At 39.1% G+C, this 16,245-nt stretch carries 15 protein-coding genes; all 15 read left to right on the top strand.

Going from position 1 to position 16,245, the window contains the following annotated elements:
- The first annotated feature begins 39 nt into the window (after positions 1–39).
- Complete coding sequence (locus C8D94_RS01835; RefSeq protein ID WP_115122198.1) at positions 40–1,722, top strand: DUF6909 family protein; 1,683 nt, start codon at positions 40–42, stop codon at positions 1,720–1,722.
- 14 nt (positions 1,723–1,736) lie between these two features.
- On the top strand, positions 1,737–2,762 hold the full coding sequence (rfbB, locus tag C8D94_RS01840; protein WP_115122199.1) for a dTDP-glucose 4,6-dehydratase: 1,026 nt from the start codon (positions 1,737–1,739) through the stop codon (positions 2,760–2,762).
- 85 nt (positions 2,763–2,847) lie between these two features.
- Positions 2,848–3,702, top strand: coding sequence for a glucose-1-phosphate thymidylyltransferase RfbA (gene rfbA / locus C8D94_RS01845; protein ID WP_115122200.1), 855 nt, complete (start codon positions 2,848–2,850; stop codon positions 3,700–3,702).
- 5 nt (positions 3,703–3,707) lie between these two features.
- Positions 3,708–4,253, top strand: coding sequence for a dTDP-4-dehydrorhamnose 3,5-epimerase (rfbC, locus tag C8D94_RS01850; protein ID WP_115122201.1), 546 nt, complete (start codon positions 3,708–3,710; stop codon positions 4,251–4,253).
- Positions 4,250–5,110, top strand: a complete 861-nt coding sequence (gene rfbD, locus C8D94_RS01855; protein WP_115122202.1) for a dTDP-4-dehydrorhamnose reductase — start codon at positions 4,250–4,252, stop codon at positions 5,108–5,110. Before rfbC ends, rfbD begins: the two co-directional genes overlap by 4 nt.
- Positions 5,111–5,119: 9 nt before the next feature.
- Positions 5,120–6,091 carry a hypothetical protein gene (locus C8D94_RS01860; RefSeq protein WP_115122203.1) on the top strand — a complete coding sequence of 324 codons (972 nt, stop codon included), beginning with the start codon at positions 5,120–5,122 and terminating at the stop codon, positions 6,089–6,091.
- Between the two features lie 4 nt (positions 6,092–6,095).
- Positions 6,096–7,226 carry a non-hydrolyzing UDP-N-acetylglucosamine 2-epimerase gene (gene wecB / locus C8D94_RS01865; protein WP_115122204.1) on the top strand — a complete coding sequence of 377 codons (1,131 nt, stop codon included), beginning with the start codon at positions 6,096–6,098 and terminating at the stop codon, positions 7,224–7,226.
- A 77-nt stretch (positions 7,227–7,303) separates the two neighbouring features.
- Positions 7,304–8,512, top strand: a complete 1,209-nt coding sequence (gene wecC / locus C8D94_RS01870; protein WP_245946163.1) for a UDP-N-acetyl-D-mannosamine dehydrogenase — start codon at positions 7,304–7,306, stop codon at positions 8,510–8,512.
- 20 nt (positions 8,513–8,532) lie between these two features.
- The gene (locus C8D94_RS01875; RefSeq protein ID WP_115122205.1) at positions 8,533–9,393 is read left to right on the top strand and encodes a heparin lyase I family protein; all 861 of its coding nucleotides are present in this window, start codon (positions 8,533–8,535) and stop codon (positions 9,391–9,393) included.
- A 168-nt stretch (positions 9,394–9,561) separates the two neighbouring features.
- Positions 9,562–11,034 carry a glycosyltransferase family 39 protein gene (locus C8D94_RS01880; RefSeq protein WP_115122206.1) on the top strand — a complete coding sequence of 491 codons (1,473 nt, stop codon included), beginning with the start codon at positions 9,562–9,564 and terminating at the stop codon, positions 11,032–11,034.
- Positions 11,031–11,894, top strand: a complete 864-nt coding sequence (locus C8D94_RS01885) for a UbiA prenyltransferase family protein (protein ID WP_115122207.1) — start codon at positions 11,031–11,033, stop codon at positions 11,892–11,894. The genes C8D94_RS01880 and C8D94_RS01885 overlap by 4 nt, the downstream gene beginning before the upstream one ends.
- A 5-nt stretch (positions 11,895–11,899) precedes the next feature.
- Positions 11,900–13,210, top strand: a complete 1,311-nt coding sequence (locus tag C8D94_RS01890; RefSeq protein ID WP_115122208.1) for an FAD-binding oxidoreductase — start codon at positions 11,900–11,902, stop codon at positions 13,208–13,210.
- The gene (locus C8D94_RS01895) at positions 13,207–13,926 is read left to right on the top strand and encodes an SDR family NAD(P)-dependent oxidoreductase (RefSeq protein ID WP_115122209.1); all 720 of its coding nucleotides are present in this window, start codon (positions 13,207–13,209) and stop codon (positions 13,924–13,926) included. Before C8D94_RS01890 ends, C8D94_RS01895 begins: the two co-directional genes overlap by 4 nt.
- On the top strand, positions 13,923–14,513 hold the full coding sequence (locus C8D94_RS01900) for an HAD-IB family phosphatase (RefSeq protein WP_115122210.1): 591 nt from the start codon (positions 13,923–13,925) through the stop codon (positions 14,511–14,513). Before C8D94_RS01895 ends, C8D94_RS01900 begins: the two co-directional genes overlap by 4 nt.
- 67 nt (positions 14,514–14,580) lie before the next feature.
- The gene (locus C8D94_RS01905; protein ID WP_115122211.1) at positions 14,581–16,245 is read left to right on the top strand and encodes an N-acetylneuraminate synthase family protein; all 1,665 of its coding nucleotides are present in this window, start codon (positions 14,581–14,583) and stop codon (positions 16,243–16,245) included.

Below are 16,245 nucleotides of genomic sequence, written 5' to 3' on the forward strand. Positions count from 1 at the left end.
AATTCACCAATTCACCAAACCCCTATCTTTGCAACCAATATGAGTTTGATAAACACACACAAAAGAACACGTGCACAGGAAAGTACGGGAGCTATAGAGCGTTTGTACATCACCATGCGTCATTTGTTCAATCGTGGGTTCTATAAGCCCATGGGGGTTTCTGGAGAGACGCTGCGAGAGTCCTTGCTTATCTTGCGTCCAGAGATATACGGCAGCATTGCCGAAGATAAAATAGAACTCCAGGGCTTATTGTATGTGATGGACCGTCTGCCCTTTGGTATTGAGGAATGTACCTACATAAACCTTACCAGTGACGAGGGCTATGCCAATTCACATTTTGAACCCATTATCCCAGCAAAACGACGTCGTAATTGCTATCGCATAGACGAAGAACAGATGAATATTGAGGTTACCCGTGGCCGTTCGGAGATTTATGATGTGTTAACGCACCTTACCTTCTTGTACATAGAGTCCCATAAAATAATGAGGCAAGTGGTGATCAATGAAGAGGGACATGTAATACGCGACTGGAAAAAACTGGAGGCAGCTGTTACAAAAAAAGGAAAACTTACACAGGAAGAGAAAGAAGTAGCCCTTACCCATACCGCTAGTTTCTTGGGCCGCACCTTTGATGAGGTAAAAAGTGTTTTTCCTTTGTTTGCAAGTGATGAAAACCCCAATAGGTTTTTCAACATTATTTATTACCTGGGAAAACTGGCTATTGAAGAGGCGTTAAAGGACCAAAAACGCATTATTACCTTTAGCCCAGTACTCCGTGAGCGATTGGGGCACCACATCCACGGTGAAAAATGGGCCAGGAACATTAAGCAAACACTGGCAGATAAAGGCCTGTTGAAACGTCCCATCCACGTGATAAGCGCTAATATGCACAGCGTGATGAACACGCTGTTCGCCAACACAGCACTGTCCACCGAGGCAAAAAAACTGAAGGGACTACAGCTTTTTGAAGCCCTTAGCAGCAGTAAGAACAAGAAGCTGCGGGACAAGGTTTTCAAAAGAGCTTCAGAAAACGGGATGGTGTATCTAGAAGATTCCAGCGGGACAAATATTAATGTACAAGTGTTCGACACAGCACAATTTCCACAGGAGATTTACAAGCATTCAGAAAAAGAAATAGAGGAAAAACCCGTAATTATTGTCATGGACTATGCTTTTGGTGAACAAGCCTATGAAACCATGGACGAGTTGCTGAAGCCTTTTAGAGACGAAAAAGGAAGCCAACATTTTATGAACGTTGTTTCGGTGAGCATAATGGGAAAAGCTGGTATCTTGGAAGGGGGGAAGGGAGATGTTATGATACCTTCGGCCCATGTGTTTGAGGGCACGGCAGATAATTACCCTTTTAAAAACAAATTGAAAAAGTCTCATTTTGCTGAAGACGACCTTAACGTTTGCACGGGCACGATGATTACCGTTTTGGGAACATCGTTACAGAATAGGGACATCCTGAAATTTTTCCACGAAAGTACCTGGAATGTCATAGGGCTTGAAATGGAAGGTGCACATTACCAAAAGGCCATCCAGGCCGCTGCAAAAATCAGGGGAAGTATTAGTGCCAAGACCAAAGTACGTTATGCGTATTACGCAAGTGATAATCCATTGGAAACAGGTAGCACTTTAGCGAGTGGTGGTTTGGGTACCAGTGGCGTAAAACCCACCTATAAAATCACCGAAAAAATGTTAAATCAAATTTTAGAATAACCTAAATATATATTTTGAAAAACAATAAAGTATTACTCACAGGGGGCGCAGGGTTTATAGGCTCCAATTATGTACAACATGCAATGGAAAACACCCAAGACGAAATTTTTGTCTTGGACAAGCTTACATATGCAGGAAGTTTACAAAATTTAGAGGGCTGTTTGGGAGAGAACGGAGCTTTTTTTATCAAAGGGGATATTTGTGATGATGCCTTTGTAAAATCACTTTTTGAGACGCATCAATTTAATCGCGTGATACATTTTGCAGCCGAAAGCCATGTAGATAATTCCATTACCGGTCCAGCAGCTTTTATTGAGACCAATATTGTGGGCACGTTCAATTTGCTTCAAAATGCCTACAAACTTTGGATGGATGGTCCCAATAGACTTAAAGATGAGTTTAATGACGCCAGATTCCTTCACGTTTCAACAGACGAGGTATATGGAACCCTTGGCGAAACGGGTCTTTTTACCGAGGAGACCCCGTATGCGCCCAACAGTCCGTACAGTGCGTCCAAGGCCTCTTCAGACTTTATAGTACGCAGTTATTTCCACACGTACGGAATGCCGGTTGTTACAACCAACTGCTCCAACAATTATGGCCCTAACCAACATAAAGAAAAATTGATACCAACCATTATCCGTAAAGCAATTTCTGGCGAGGACATCCCTATTTACGGCGATGGAAAGAACATACGTGATTGGTTGTACGTGATGGATCACTGCAAAGGGATACAATTGGCATTGGACAAGGGTAAACTGGGTGAAACCTACAACATTGGTGGTCGTAACGAGCGACAAAACCTTTATATTGCACATACTATTTGCGATTTATTGGATGAAATGCAGCCCAAAGGAGAAACTGAAAGTTACCGTGACCAAATTCGTTTCGTGACCGATAGACCCGGCCATGACTTTAGATATGCTATCGACGCTTCAAAAATTGAAGGCGAATTGGGATGGGAAGCCGAAGAAAATTTTGAGAGCGGCATAAAGAAAACCATTGCGTGGTATTTGAACAACAAAGAGCGACTTTTATGAAATGCCCACTAAAAAATTTTGCAAATCTATCCGGGATGGACAAAGAAGGCGTCCCATCTTCCGGTCTATCAAATATTAAATACATATGAAAGGAATAATTTTAGCCGGAGGATCTGGCACAAGGCTCCACCCACTCACCCTTGCCGTGAGTAAGCAATTGATGCCCGTGTACGATAAGCCTATGATTTATTATCCCCTATCAACACTCATGTATGCTGGGATTAATGAAATATTGATTATTTCTACTCCCCAGGATCTCCCACTGTTCAAAAAGTTATTGGGTGATGGTAAACAGTTGGGCTGTAATTTTCAATACGCAGAACAGGCCCACCCTAATGGTTTGGCAGAAGCTTTTATTATAGGTCGTGATTTTATTGGGAACGATAAAGTTGCTTTAATCTTGGGAGACAACATTTTTTACGGTTCTGGTTTAAAAGAACTGTTGCAGCAAAACAATAATCCGGATGGCGGTATAATCTACGCCTATCACGTACATGACCCAGAGCGATATGGTGTGGTAGATTTTGACGATGAAGGCAAAGCCCTTTCTATAGAAGAAAAACCCAAGAATCCAAAATCTAACTATGCAGTGCCCGGCATCTATTTTTACGACAATACAGTCGTAGCGATTGCACAAAATATACAGCCCAGCGCAAGGGGAGAGCTTGAAATAACCGATGTTAACAACGAATACCTAAAACAAGGAAAACTTAATGTAAGCATCCTGGACAAGGGAATCGCTTGGCTGGATACCGGTACTTTTGCCTCCCTGATGCAAGCCGCCCAATTTGTTGAGGTTATTGAAGAGCGCCAAGGCTTAAAGATTGGTGCTATAGAAGAGGCTGCCTACGAAATGGGCTATATTAACAAAAAACAATTACAAAAACTGGCCGAGCCCTTATTAAAGAGTGGCTACGGAAAACCACTGTTAGACCTATAAATATTTTGGAACTACGACCCACCCCCCTAAAAGACTGTTTTATAGTAATACCCAGGGCCTTTAAGGACCCGCGAGGTACTTTTTGTGAAACCTACAACCAACAAGCCTTTAAAAAAGTTACGGGGTTGGACATACATTTTGTACAGGACAACCAGAGTACCTCAAGGAGAGGGGTGCTGCGGGGGTTACATTTTCAAAAAGGGAATATGGCACAGGCCAAATTGGTCAGGGCCATCCAGGGAAGGGTGCTGGATATTGTGGTAGACATCAGGAATGAATCTGAAACCTTTGGGCAATCCTTCTCCATAGAATTGACTGCCGAGAACCGAAAACAGCTCTTTGTCCCCCGTGGTTTTGCACATGGGTTCATCACGTTATCTGAAACTTCGGTTTTTGGGTATAAATGTGATAATTTTTATGATGCTTCCAGCGAGAGCGGAATTATCTATAACGACGCAACCTTGGCACTGGATTGGCATCTTCCCGATGAAGAATTTATAGTTTCAGAAAAAGACCTTCTACTTCCTAGCTTTAAGGAAGCTATTGTATGAAAAAGATTTTGGTAACAGGCGCAAATGGGCAATTGGGGAGGTGCATACAAGACGCTTCAAAAAACCAAGCGGGGTTGCAGTTTGTGTTTGCCACCAAAGAAGGGCTGGATATCACTGAAGTAGATTCGATTAAAGCCTATTTCAGTAAACAAGGTTTTGATTATTGCATCAACACCGCTGCATACACCAATGTAGATCAAGCTGAAAAGGAAACCGAAGCAGCGTTCCAGATAAATGCTGAAGGGGCTAAAAACCTAGCCGACATTTGTGCTGAGAACGATACAACCCTTATACACATTTCAACAGATTATGTGTTTGATGGTGAAAAAGAAAGTCCTTATGTGGAGACGGACGCCACCAACCCCATAAACGTATATGGGGCCTCAAAACTGAAAGGGGAGCAGTTTATCCGGGGTATATGTAAAAAGTATTACGTACTAAGGACTTCGTGGCTGTATAGCCAATACGGGCACAATTTTTTAAAGACAATACAAAAGCACGCGATAGCTGGAAACCCATTGACCATTACCACGGAACAAACAGGCACGCCAACCAATGCCAACGACCTGGCACGGATAATCCTAAAGATTATCCACAAGGATCCTAAAAAATATGGTGTATATCATGCCAGTAATGGCGGAAGCACTACTTGGTTCGGGTTTGCAAAAGAGATAGTGGCACAGTTGGGCTTAACAGCAAAAACAACCCTTGCAGAAACCGACTATTATCCTACATTTGCAAAACGGCCCAAGAACAGTGTGTTGACCACCAAAAAGGTCACAGAAACATTTAATGTTTTCGTTAAAGACTGGGAAAAGAGTTTGCAATCGGTTATTTCAATACAAGAAACAACATAATATAAAGTTATGGCAAAAGAACATCACGACGAAGTAGATTTGGTGTACGTCATCAAAAAAATCAAAGAAATTATTAAGGGATGGATAGTCCTTTTGTTCAAGGCAATCGATTTTGCCCTGAAATTTTGGTTCATAATTCTCGCTTTGATTTTGATAGGCTTTGGGTTGGGTTGGTATAAGGTTAAAGATCAGAAACCCTCCCGTAAGGCAACAGTAGTTGCCAAACTTAACTATGAGCTGTTCCCTTATGTTGAAAACGCAACCTTATTGTATAACTCTAAAGCAAAGAAATACGACTCATTATTCTTAAAGCCATTGGGAATGAACCACTGGAACCCCCAAGTGAAGGAAGTAATGATTGAGCCCATCGTTGATTTTAAGGACATTACGGATGATTATCAAATAAACGAGCGTAGTCTTGACATGTTGTTGAACAGGATGGAGTTTGACGAAGAAACACCCCTGAATGATATCCTCGCTAAAAAATACGATTATTTCAAATTTGATATCTCTCTTTCTGGATACGCAACACCTGAGGACGTCCAACGCTTTTTTGATTTCTTGAACAACGACCCAGAACTGGCCGAATACAAAAAAGTAGCCCAACAAAGTATGCGAGAGCAAATTGAGCATAATAAAAAGAGCCTCTCATTAATAGATGGTGTTTTTGAAAGTTATCTCAGCACCGAAAATGGAGGAACAGACATAGGCCCAAGAGACAAAGGGTTTGACCTCAACGAACTTATGGATGCAAAGCTGCTGGTTCAAGATAGAAATCAAATCTTAAAAGATGAAATTGTTCTATCACAGGACATCGTGGTTCCACTTCACGAGATCAGGACTCGAGATGCAGATGGCAGATTACTGAACAAAAAACATATAATATACCCTATACTTTTTGTATTTGTATTCTTCCTCTTGGCATACACACGCTATGTATACCTGTACTTAAGAGACGTAGCGAAAGAAAACCAAGGGTAGTTCTATGAAAAAGAAAAACCTAATTGTTTTTGGCACTCGTCCAGAAGCCATAAAAATGGCGCCCTTGGTCAAGGCATTTATCAAAGATGAAAGTTTTGACACCAAAGTGTGTGTAACAGCACAACATCGCGAAATGTTGGATCAGGTACTGGAGTTTTTTGAAATCACCCCAGAGTATGACCTCGACGTGATGAAACCCAACCAGAACCTGTATAGCCTTACCGCTACGATTATAGAGGGGATGAAGCCTGTTTTGGAAGAGGTTGATCCAGACTTTGTATATGTGCATGGAGATACCACAACCTCAATGGCGGTTGGCATTGCTGGGTTTTATGCAGGCGCCAAGGTGTGCCACGTAGAAGCCGGTTTACGTACTTTTAACAGGCAATATCCATTTCCAGAAGAATTCAACAGGCAGCTAACGGGCCGTATTGCCGATTACCACTTTGCACCTACAAAAAGAGCAAAAGAAAACTTGCTGAAAGAGAACACAAAAGACGATTTAATTCTCGTAACAGGGAACACGGTAATCGATGCACTACTTTTTGGAATTGACAAGGTAAACGCTTCAGATTATAACGATGCTGAAATTGAAATGCTTTCCGAAAAGCTAGACATTTCAAAAGAAATTATTCTCGTTACAGGACATCGTAGAGAGAACCATGGGGAAGGTTTGCTGAATATTTGCTCTGCATTGAAGACGATAGCCCAAGAACATCCAGAGACACAAATTATCTATCCTGTTCATTTAAATCCAAACGTAAAAGGCCCTGTACACGAACTATTGGCGGGTATTGACAATATATTCTTGGTAGCACCACTGGCCTATCCCGCATTTATCTGGTTGATGGAAAAAAGCTATTTGATCATTACCGATAGCGGTGGCATCCAGGAAGAAGCGCCAAGTTTAGGGAAGCCTGTCTTGGTTACAAGAACCACGACCGAGCGACCCGAAGCTGTAGAAGAGGGAACAGTACTGCTGGTTGGCACGGATACTCAAGAAATCATCTCAAAAACAAAAAAATTACTGGAAGACAGCTCATATTATGCAACGATGAGCCAGTTACACAACCCTTATGGCGATGGAAAATCTTCATCAAGGATTGTCAATTTTATTAAAAGCTTAGATTATTAATCCCTCCTAGAGGGGGCTAGGGGGTGTTTAGCCAAATGTTAAATATAAAACCCCTCCTATTAAAGTAGTAAATAGTAATGGAACACAAACCAACGGTAGTGATGATGGGGCTAGGCTACATAGGCCTTCCCACTGCGGCATTGATTTCAAGCAGGGGTTTAAAGGTAACCGGCGTGGATATTCGGGAAGAAGTAGTAGATACCATCAACCAAGGGAAAATACACATTGTAGAACCAGATCTCGATGGACTGGTACACCACGTAGTAAACAAAGGGCTTTTACAAGCTAGCACCTCCCCAATTGAGGCTGAGGTCTATCTTATAGCAGTGCCCACACCCTTTAAGGGAGATCACGTGCCAGATATATCCTACGTGCTTTCAGCCGTAGATAAAATTATCCCTACACTTTCCGAAAATGCCCTGATTATCCTGGAATCTACCAGCCCTGTAGGAACAACCGAAAAAATTCAACAACGCATTTTTGAAACACGTCCGGAATTAAAGGACAAGATTTACATTGCCTACTGTCCAGAGCGGGTATTGCCAGGCAATATTTTACATGAGTTGAAACATAACGACCGTGCTATTGGTGGGATTGATGAAACTTCTACACAGAAAGCCATTTCGTTCTACAAACATTTCGTGGTGGGTGAGCTACACCCCACCAATGCCAAGACTGCCGAAATGGTAAAGCTAGTAGAAAATGCTTCCCGTGATAACCAAATAGCTTTTGCCAATGAACTGAGTATGATTTGCGATAAGGCAGGTATCAACGTTTGGGAAATGATCGCCTTGGCCAACAAGCATCCACGAGTTAACATTCTTAGACCCGGGACGGGAGTGGGTGGGCACTGTATCGCTGTGGATCCGTGGTTTATAGTTTCAGAATTTCCAGAAGAAAGCCAAGTAATAAAAAAGGCACGTGAGGTAAACAACTACAAGACCGAGTGGGCTATTGAAAAAGTAAAGAACGCTGCGCTTCAATTTAAGGTAGATAGGGGTAGAGATGCCGTTATTGCCTGTATGGGGTTGGCCTTTAAGCCCGATATCGATGATTTGAGGGAGTCCCCAGCCTTGTATCTCACCGAAAGCTTAGAAACAGCAGACTTTAATGTGCTAGGTGTAGAACCCAATATCGAAAGTGATTCTACTATGACCCTTCACGCCATTTCCGATGCTATTGAGAAGGCAGACATTATTGCCTTTTTGGTAGCGCACAATGAATTTAAAAACATACAAATTCCCGAAAATAAAATTGTGATAGATTTTGTGGGGTTGGAAAATTAATAACTTATAAATAAACAAGTATGAAAATTATTTACGTATTCCTAGTACCCCTAGTATTGTTTAGTTGCAAGCAAAATGAAAATCGAGATATTGTTATAAGCAATCACGGTGAAAAGAGAGAGTACAATGATAAATTTCAAGATTCGTTTAACTCTTTTTGGTATACCCACCAAGTTGCTAGTCCAGATAGATTACAATTTGTAAAAGACCCAAGTGATGATAGTAATGATTTATTAAAGGTTTCTTTAACTAAGACCGACACCGTGGCTAAAGGTTTTAGGAGTGAAATAATAATTAAGCCAAAAGATTCTTTTGGGTATCTAAATAAACATTCCTTTAAATTCAAGTTCCCTAAATCTTTTTTTGAAAAGGAAGAAAAAAAAGGGGTCATTCTATTGAATCAATGGCACAATGTCCCGTATCCTGGATACAATTACCGAAATCAAATTGTTAAGGTGAGGGTTCCATTTGCTATGATGGTAGAGCATACACCTAATGGTGACTTTTATATGAAATTACACTATGGACTAAATGTGGGTACACTGAATGAAATGGAATATGCTATTTGGCCAGGGGAACTAAAACCTGATGTCTGGTACACCTTTGAGAACGAGATATTTTGGAGTTTATACGAGGACGGTTATTCCAAACCAAAAATTGATGGAATTTGTTTTGAAAGTGGCGATGAAGAGGTGTGTTCTTTTGAAGGAGCAAATATGTACCATATTTTGCCTCACGATTATAAAATGGGGCTTTATTGGTCTCCGGGTCATGTTCATGATAGACATATTTACTATGATGACTTTAAAATGACTACAGAACGTGTGGGATATTTTCCACCTGTGATTGAAACAGATAGTATTAGGTTTAAAAAGAAATAACTGAAAATCTATTTTTGAGTTAGTATAGGAAGTTCAAGAGTTTTAGGTGACAATGATTTTTATCCTGCGTTAATTTTATTTGGAGCATTTCCTAAAAAATTTATAGTATTTTTTATGACAAGCTTTTTACTTTGATTCGCCGCCACTAAGAAATTTTAAGTTAATAATATGTTTAAAAATATTAAAGTGACTCATAGTTTTAAGGTTTATTTAGGCCTCATAGTAGCATTCTTTCTCAGGATTTTTAACCTGAATTATGAGGGGCTGTGGAATGATGAGCTCTTTACAGCGTTTTCGGCAAGTAACAGACAATCTCTGGGTTTTACTATTAAGACTGTAGCGGCAGATGTGCACCCACCTTTACATAATATTTTAACAAAACTATGGACAATTAACTTTGGTTTTAATGATACTTCGCTTCGAATGTTTAATGTAATGCTGGGAGTTTTGGGAGTACTCTCCGTATATCATCTGGCAAAACTTCTTTTTAATAAAAAAACAGCAGTTTTTGCTCTATGGTTGGCAGTGTTAAACTCTTTTCTCATTTTATACAGTCAAGAAGTTCGATCCTATATGTTGCTTTTCGTGCTAGCTAATTACTCTTATTATTATTTTGTAAGACTGCTGGACAATCCCAATAAGACTAGCAACTTAGTTTATTATGTCCTTTTTAGTGCAGCAGCACTTTATACACATTATTTTGCTTTATTCATTACCATAAGCCAAGGTGTTACCCTACTAATATTAATGGATTATTCTAAACTCAAAAATAGTTGGAAGAGTTATTTGTTGATGTTTCTAGGTCCAATTTTACTTTTTGTTCCTTGGATGCCTATTTTTCTAAAGCACTTACAATATCCTTTCAGCTATATAAATGAAGCAAAAATGCATATGCTGTATAGGTTTCCTCAAGAATTCTTTAATGATAAACTTATAGGACTTTTAGTACTTGTAATAATATCTTTACTTCTTATTTATTTCGTACTACGTAAATTTTCTAAATCAACACGCTTTACAGCATATTTCACTTCTTCTCATAAATCATTAGCGATACTATTTCTTTGGATTGTTGTTTATTTTTCAATTCCTTTTGTCAAATCGTACTTATCTGATAATAATAGCAATATGAACCATAGGTATTTTATTGCTATTGTTGGTCCCATGGTATTGCTTTTAGCTTTTAGTATAGCTAAGATTAAATCCCAAAAGATTAGAACTGGAATTTTTATTGGTATTATAGTTTACAGCACCATTATATTAGCGACAAGTGAAAAGCCTTATTTTGAAAAAAAAGGTATGTATCGTGAAATTGTTCAGTCAGCAGATGTAGATAATGGAACACCAATACTTTTCTTAACCTCAAAAGCAAGAAATTTTGACTATTACTTGAGACAAAATGGTTATAGGCAGTTACGGGCTAGGCAAAAAGATTTTGACGTATATATGAACGAGAATGACCCTGAAGAATATGTAGTTTTTATAGACTTACACCATAAAATTTATCAATTAGATAAAATATTAAAAGAGAAACAAATAGAATATGAGGGATATAGCTTATTTGAGATGAAAGAAGCTAGAAATATGCATAAGGCAACAACTATGAGAATGTTGCATTACAAGAAGTCTAACGATTCGTTATGATGAAAATCTTCAACTTATTAAGAGTACATCAATGGGTAAAAAACCTCTTTGTATTCTTGCCAGCTTTTTTTTCGGGTAGATTACTTGAGGTTTCCTTTTTTACTGAGTCCCTTATTGCTTTTTTTCTATTTTCCTTTACAGCCAGTATTATTTATATAATTAATGACTATAAAGACATTGAAAAAGATAAGTTACACCCTGTAAAAAAGCATAGACCTTTGGCATCGGGTGCAATTTCAAAACAGCTAGCGCTGTTACTTCTAATTCCTTTTGCAGCATTTGTGGTCATTGGCGCCTTTTATTTTTTAAGCATACAAGCGATATTAGTATTAGTGGCATATTTTTTAATGAATCTTGCCTATACTTTTTACCTGAAAAATATTCCTATAGTAGATGTTACGATTATAGCTTTAGGATTTGTGTTTAGAGTATTGTTCGGGGGTTTTGTAGCTGTAATACTAGTGTCTAAATGGGCGCTGTTACTTACATTTTCACTAGCCTTGATTCTCGCTTTAGGAAAACGAAGAGGAGAGTTGGTTTTAATGCCAACCAATACACGTAAAGCTCTTCAGGGTTATACGGTAGAGTTTTTAAACATTGCGCTCACCATCGCTATTTCTATTACGCTTGTTTCGTATATTATGTATAGCGTGTCTGCCGAAGTAATTAAAAATTTTGGTTCGGACTATTTATATGTCACAACTTTGTTTGTTTTAATGGGTTTACTTCGCTATTTACAGCAAAGCGTGGTCTTTAACAAAACAGAATCTCCTACTAAATTTTTATATAAAGATCATTTTGTACAACTTATGGTTTTTCTTTGGATTGTGTCTTTTTTCGTAATTATCTATTTTAAATAAATAAGATGAAAATTGAAAAAACTATTAGCAATTGGGGTAACTTTCCTAAGTTAAAAGCTTCAGAATATCTTTTTGAAAACCTTCATAAAACGCAGGGCATTTTGGAAGCTGAAGAAAGTGTTTTAGCAAGAGGAAATGGCCGCTGTTATGGAGATGCAGCATTAAACAATGCTGTGGTTTCCACTCTTTCACTAAAGCATTTTTTAAGCTTTGATGAAACTGAAGGCACTCTAACTTGTGAGGCTGGTGTGTTGTTTTCAGATATTTTGAACTTAGTGGTGCCAAAAGGATTTTTCTTGCCCGTAACTCCCGGCACAAAATTTATAACTGTTGGGGGCGCTATTGCAGCCGACGTACATGGAAAGAATCATCATAAAGATGGCTGTTTTTCAGAATTTGTCACGCAATTAAAATTGGTTATTGATACAGGCGAAACAATTATTTGTTCAAGAACCGAAAATACAACGCTCTTTTGGGAGACCATTGGAGGAATGGGTCTTACGGGTATTATTGTTGAAGCGACTTTCCAATTAAAAAGAATAGCCAATTCCTATATTTATGTAGAAAGTATCAAAGCAAAAAACCTTACCGAAATCATGGCCCTCTTTGAGGCCTCTGAAGATTGGACTTACACAGTGGCTTGGATAGATTGTTTACAAAAAGGCAAACACATAGGTCGCTCTATTTTGATGCGTGGTGAACATGCTCGACCCGAACAACTTTCTAATAAGCAACAAAAAGAACCGTTTAAACTTTCGCCTACAAAGGCTATCAAAATTCCTTTTAACTTTCCACGTTTTGTGCTCAATACGCTAAGCGTGAAGGCGTTTAATTGGCTGTATTACAACAAACAAACTCCTAAAACCATTAAAAAAGTAACTCATTTTGAACCATTTTTTTATCCGTTGGACTCCCTATTGGAGTGGAATAGAATTTATGGAAAGTCTGGATTTATTCAATATCAATTTGTGATTCCAAAGGGTGTGGGCAAAGAGGCGCTACAAGATATATTACAAACTATAGCCAAGAGTAATCAAGGGTCTTTTTTGGCTGTGCTAAAGCTCTTCGGAAAAAACAATCCAAAGGCCTACAATTCCTTCCCAATAGAAGGTTACACCTTGGCGCTAGATTTTAAAGTGAATAAAAAATTATACAAATTAGTACCCGAATTAGATGCAATTGTCCTAAAATATAAAGGTAGAATTTATAGGGCAAAAGACAGTCTCTCTAATGCTAGGCTGTTAGATTATGTAAAAGTGCACAACACAAAATTCAACTCAGTTCAAAATCGAAGAATAAACAAAGCAACCCCATGATCATACTAGGCGCCAATTCTGAAATAGCAAGAGAGTTCACAGAGCTTATGCTTCAAAAACAATCTTTTGTAACTGTGTATTTGCTTTCTTCAAATGCTGAGCAACTTGTTACTTTTAAGAAGCACTTAGAAGTAAAATACAAGACTGAGGTCAAAATCATTCCGTTTGATTTGATGGGGCAAATAAAGTTAGATTTTTCTGCGATGGAATATAATTTGGTTTTTAGCGCTGCGGGTTATTTGGGTGACACAGAAGCGGGTGTTATTGCAAAAACAGAAGACATGTCACGCATTATGGCAATTAATTATTCTGGATTGGTTCATTTCCTTAATGCTGTTGCCAATGATTTGTTGGAGAAGGAAAACGGCACCATTATTTGCATAAGCTCGGTAGCTGGTGAACGGGGACGACAGAGCAATTTTATTTATGGCAGTGCAAAGGCTGGAATAACTGCCTATTTAAGCGGGTTGCGAAATTTTCTGTATAAGAAAAACATACACGTAATGACCGTAAAACCAGGATTTATGGATACCAAGATGACCCGTGGAATGGATCTGCCTGGCCCGTTGACTATCAATCCAAAAAAAGCAGCACACCTTATTTATTCAGGCTATAAAAAGAAGAAAAACACCATTTACATCTCGGGAATTTGGAGGCTCATTATGTTTGTGATACGCAACATACCAGAAATTATCTTTAAGAAGCTTTCTTTATGAGCGCACTCTATCTATACGATTTTGATGGCACCCTAACCACAAAAGACTCTTTGTTTGCGTTTTTAAAGTTTGCAACACCTAGAGGAAAATATATTTTGGCTGTGGTTAGCCTTGCTCCGTTACTTGTCTTAGCAAAATTAGGGTTGATTTCCAAAGCTGAAACTAAGCGAAAGTTAATATCAGCCTGCTTAATGGGAAAATCGAAGACTGAACTAAGCTCACTTGCAATCCGTTTTTTTAAAAAAATTAAAGACACCCCCTTTTTTAGGGAAAAAGCGCTCGTCTCTATTGAAAACAATAAAGGTAAAGGGAAAATTTACATCGTTTCAGCATCAGTAGATATATGGATGGAAGCTATTGCAAAGAATTTAGGAGTAGGCCTTATCTGTACTCAAGCCGACTTTAAGAATGATATTTTCAGCGGAAATTTTAAAACCCCCAATTGTAATTATGAAGAAAAACCCAAAAGAGTGCTGGCAGAAATAGATCTTAATAATTTTTCTGAAATCAATTATTTTGGAGATTCCAAAGGGGATATGGCAATGAAGTCCTTAGCAACAGCGTTCTATTTAAACCATTTTAAGTAATCATATTCCTAAAGCACAACCTTTCTAAAATGTGTACATTTGAAGACTAAAATTAAACCTCATACCATTGAAAACAATAGCTGAAAGTGCCTTTAACCACAATGGCGACCTAGAATATACATTAGAGCTTGCCAGAGCAGCCAAAGAGGCGGGAGCCGATTATTTTACCGTACAGGTAATGGATGTCGCCGCGTTTTGTGTTGAAGATTATAGCAAGTACGAGATTTATGAAAACAACACGCTGTCTTTTAAGGAATGGAGCCAAGTGTTTGCATATTGTAAAAAATTAGACCTACCCGTGATCCCCTGTGTGCTGGACATTCCCTCATTCGATTTTTGTTATGGGGAAGGCTATCGGTTTTTAAAACTTCATGCTACAGACATTACCAACAAAACGATGTTGGACAAGATGGCAACTTACAAGGATGTAACGTTCATACTGGAAACCCAATGCGCTACAAATTTGGAGATAAAATTTGCATTGGACATCATTGGCGATCAGGTGGAGTGCCTTATGCACGGTTTCAGTAATTATCCTACCGAGGTGGAAGACCTGAACCTGAATGCGCTGGATTATTTCAAGAATGAATACCCACAATACAGTACAGGATTAGCAGACCATTCCCTGGACACGGCAAATATACCTTTAATGGCGCTGGCAAAAGGCTGTGAATATCTGGAAAAGCACATCACCCTAACCCGAAACAACCGTAAGTTCGATTATCAAGTATCGTTATATCCCCACGAATTTGCTGTAATGGTACAACAACTAAAGCATTATCAACAAGCGTTGGGCGATTACAAAAAACACCCTACAAAAACAGAACTTCCCTACCGGGATGTAATGTATAAAAAAGTACTGGGTGGTGGTGATTTCAAAAGAGCAGATGCTGGGGTAGATTATATCACACACCAATTCAACAATTTTAAAAGGGCAGATGTTGGCATTGCGCTCATAGCCCGCTTAAAGTCTAAAAGATTGCCGTTAAAGGTGCTTAAACCATTTGGCGGGACCAATATTATAGACTTTCTATACAAACGCCTGCAAACAGCAAAGAAGGTCAAAGACGTGTTTCTCTCAACATCGACCCTTGCCGAAGATACGTCCTTGGCAGAGGTGGGACAACAGAACGGGCACAAGGTGTACCGTGGCCACGCCGTTTCGGTACTAGACAGAATGTTGGAGCTTTCTTTGCAGGAACAGTGGGGCGCTGTTTTTAGAGTAACGGGCGACAACCCGTTTACAGATCCGGAGTTGGTGGACGAAATGATAATGCTTATGGTTGAGAACGATCTGGATTATGTACGGGCCAACAATGTTCCCTTTGGTGTCTCTGCTGAACTGTTCAGCACCAAATACCTTTGGAACCTCTATCTACATATGGACAATCCTATGCATTCAGAATACCTCACGCTCTTTATTTTGAACGACAAAGAAGCCCAGAAAGGATGTATCGATATTGTTTCTGAAGTTGAAGACCTTAAATACATCAACCTTTCGGTAGATTACCAAGAAGATTATGATAGAGCCCTGAAACTTGCAACTGCATTGGACGCAACCCAATTAAAAACCTGTACGTTGAAGGACATAACGGGTGTCATAGATTCCTTTAAAAGAGAAGACAAAACCAAGCTCATTAAACTTCCCGAGGGAGAAGATGTGCCATTTTCAGAGTTTTTGGAAAGGCTAGAGGAACAAGACTACATAATCAGAAAAAAAATTACGCTTTAA

This window comes from Marinirhabdus gelatinilytica, from assembly GCF_003353425.1.
In the GTDB taxonomy this organism is placed as follows: Bacteria; Bacteroidota; Bacteroidia; order Flavobacteriales; family Flavobacteriaceae; genus Marinirhabdus; species Marinirhabdus gelatinilytica.

What these genes read in the sequence shown, in the direction of transcription:
- C8D94_RS01900 (WP_115122210.1), top strand. Translation starts at nt 13,923, where the DNA reads ATGAGCGCACTCTATCTATACGATTTTGATGGCACCCTAACCACAAAA.
- C8D94_RS01885 (WP_115122207.1), top strand. Translation starts at nt 11,031, where the DNA reads ATGATGAAAATCTTCAACTTATTAAGAGTACATCAATGGGTAAAAAAC.
- wecC (WP_245946163.1), top strand. Translation starts at nt 7,304, where the DNA reads ATGGAACACAAACCAACGGTAGTGATGATGGGGCTAGGCTACATAGGC.
- rfbD (WP_115122202.1), top strand. Translation starts at nt 4,250, where the DNA reads ATGAAAAAGATTTTGGTAACAGGCGCAAATGGGCAATTGGGGAGGTGC.
- rfbA (WP_115122200.1), top strand. Translation starts at nt 2,848, where the DNA reads ATGAAAGGAATAATTTTAGCCGGAGGATCTGGCACAAGGCTCCACCCA.
- C8D94_RS01880 (WP_115122206.1), top strand. Translation starts at nt 9,562, where the DNA reads ATGTTTAAAAATATTAAAGTGACTCATAGTTTTAAGGTTTATTTAGGC.
- C8D94_RS01860 (WP_115122203.1), top strand. Translation starts at nt 5,120, where the DNA reads ATGGCAAAAGAACATCACGACGAAGTAGATTTGGTGTACGTCATCAAA.
- C8D94_RS01835 (WP_115122198.1), top strand. Translation starts at nt 40, where the DNA reads ATGAGTTTGATAAACACACACAAAAGAACACGTGCACAGGAAAGTACG.
- wecB (WP_115122204.1), top strand. Translation starts at nt 6,096, where the DNA reads ATGAAAAAGAAAAACCTAATTGTTTTTGGCACTCGTCCAGAAGCCATA.
- C8D94_RS01890 (WP_115122208.1), top strand. Translation starts at nt 11,900, where the DNA reads ATGAAAATTGAAAAAACTATTAGCAATTGGGGTAACTTTCCTAAGTTA.
- C8D94_RS01895 (WP_115122209.1), top strand. Translation starts at nt 13,207, where the DNA reads ATGATCATACTAGGCGCCAATTCTGAAATAGCAAGAGAGTTCACAGAG.
- C8D94_RS01875 (WP_115122205.1), top strand. Translation starts at nt 8,533, where the DNA reads ATGAAAATTATTTACGTATTCCTAGTACCCCTAGTATTGTTTAGTTGC.